Below are 1238 nucleotides of genomic sequence, written 5' to 3'. Positions count from 1 at the left end.
GGATTCCACTTTGCGGTCAACTGCCAGATCAGAAGATCTGGCAGAGGATCTCACCGCCGACGTTCTGTTCACGTGCTTCATGGTCGGCCATCACGCCCTTCGGTGTCGAAAGGATGGCGATGCCGAGGCCGTTTGCGACCTGCGGAATCGACTTGGCCGAAACATAGACGCGGCGGCCTGGCTTCGAAACGCGGGCGATTTCGCGCACGACCGGCGCGCCGTCGAAATACTTCAGCTCGATCTCGATTTCGGACTTGCCGTTGTCGAAGTCGGTCTGGCTGTAATCGCGGATATAGCCTTCAGCCTTCAGCACGTCGAGGACGCGGGTGCGCAGACGCGAAGCCGGCGTCGAAACGCTCGACTTCTTGCGGCCATACGCGTTGCGGATGCGGGTCAGCATATCGCCGAGAGGATCGCTCAATGACATGTTATGTCCTCCTTACCAGCTCGACTTGACCAGGCCCGGGATCTGGCCGTTATTGCCGAGATCACGAAGCGCGATGCGCGATACTTTGAGCTTGCGATAGTAGGCGCGCGGACGGCCGGTGACTTCGCAGCGGTTGCGGATGCGGATCTTGGCCGAGTTGCGCGGCATGGCAGCAAGCTTGAGCTGAGCGCGGAAACGCTCTTCCATCGGCTTGGACTGATCCATGATGATCGCCTTGAGCGCAGCCCGCTTGGGACCGTACTGGTCGGCAAGCTTGCGGCGCCTGTTGTTCTTCTCGACTGAGCTGGTCTTTGCCATTTCAGATTTTTCCTTTTCTCGCTGCCGTTACTGGCGGAAGGGGAAGTTGAAGGCCTTGAGCAATGCCCTGGCTTCGTCGTCCGTCTTCGCAGTCGTACAAACGATGACGTCCATGCCCCAGATCTGATCAACCTTGTCGTAGTTGATCTCCGGGAACACGATGTGTTCCTTGATGCCCATGGCGTAGTTGCCACGGCCATCGAAGCTCTTCGGATTCAGTCCGCGAAAGTCGCGGACGCGCGGCAGTGCGATGTTCACGAGGCGGTCGAGGAACTCATACATCCGTTCCTTGCGCAACGTGACCTTGGCGCCGATTGGCATCTTCTCGCGGACCTTGAAGCCGGCGATCGAGTTGCGGGCGCGGGTGACGACGGCCTTCTGGCCGGCAATCATCGCCAGGTCTTCGGCCGCGATCGAAGGCTTCTTCGAATCGGCGGTCGCTTCGCCGACGCCCATGTTCAGCACGATCTTGTCGATGCGCGGAACCTGCACT

3 protein-coding genes are annotated in these 1238 nt (G+C 59.7%); all 3 read right to left on the bottom strand.

Features of this window, described 5'->3' with window-relative positions; genetic code table 11:
* Positions 1-28 precede the first annotated feature (28 nt).
* Positions 29-427: a 30S ribosomal protein S8 gene (rpsH, locus tag EN879_RS36370; protein ID WP_013531431.1), complete on the bottom strand. Its 399-nt coding sequence runs from the start codon at positions 425-427 to the stop codon at positions 29-31.
* A 12-nt stretch (positions 428-439) separates the two neighbouring features.
* On the bottom strand, positions 440-745 hold the full coding sequence (gene rpsN / locus EN879_RS36365) for a 30S ribosomal protein S14 (protein ID WP_013895695.1): 306 nt from the start codon (positions 743-745) through the stop codon (positions 440-442).
* A 27-nt stretch (positions 746-772) separates the two neighbouring features.
* The coding region (gene rplE / locus EN879_RS36360) for a 50S ribosomal protein L5 (protein WP_127274738.1) at positions 773-1238 on the bottom strand (466 nt) is incomplete at its 5' end.

Origin of the sequence: Mesorhizobium sp. M7A.F.Ca.AU.002.02.1.1, from assembly GCF_003998535.1 — a bacterium.
GTDB lineage: Bacteria > Pseudomonadota > Alphaproteobacteria > Rhizobiales > Rhizobiaceae > Mesorhizobium > Mesorhizobium ciceri.
Note: the sequence above shows the minus strand (reverse complement) of the source record. Positions and strands in the feature narration are given on the sequence as shown.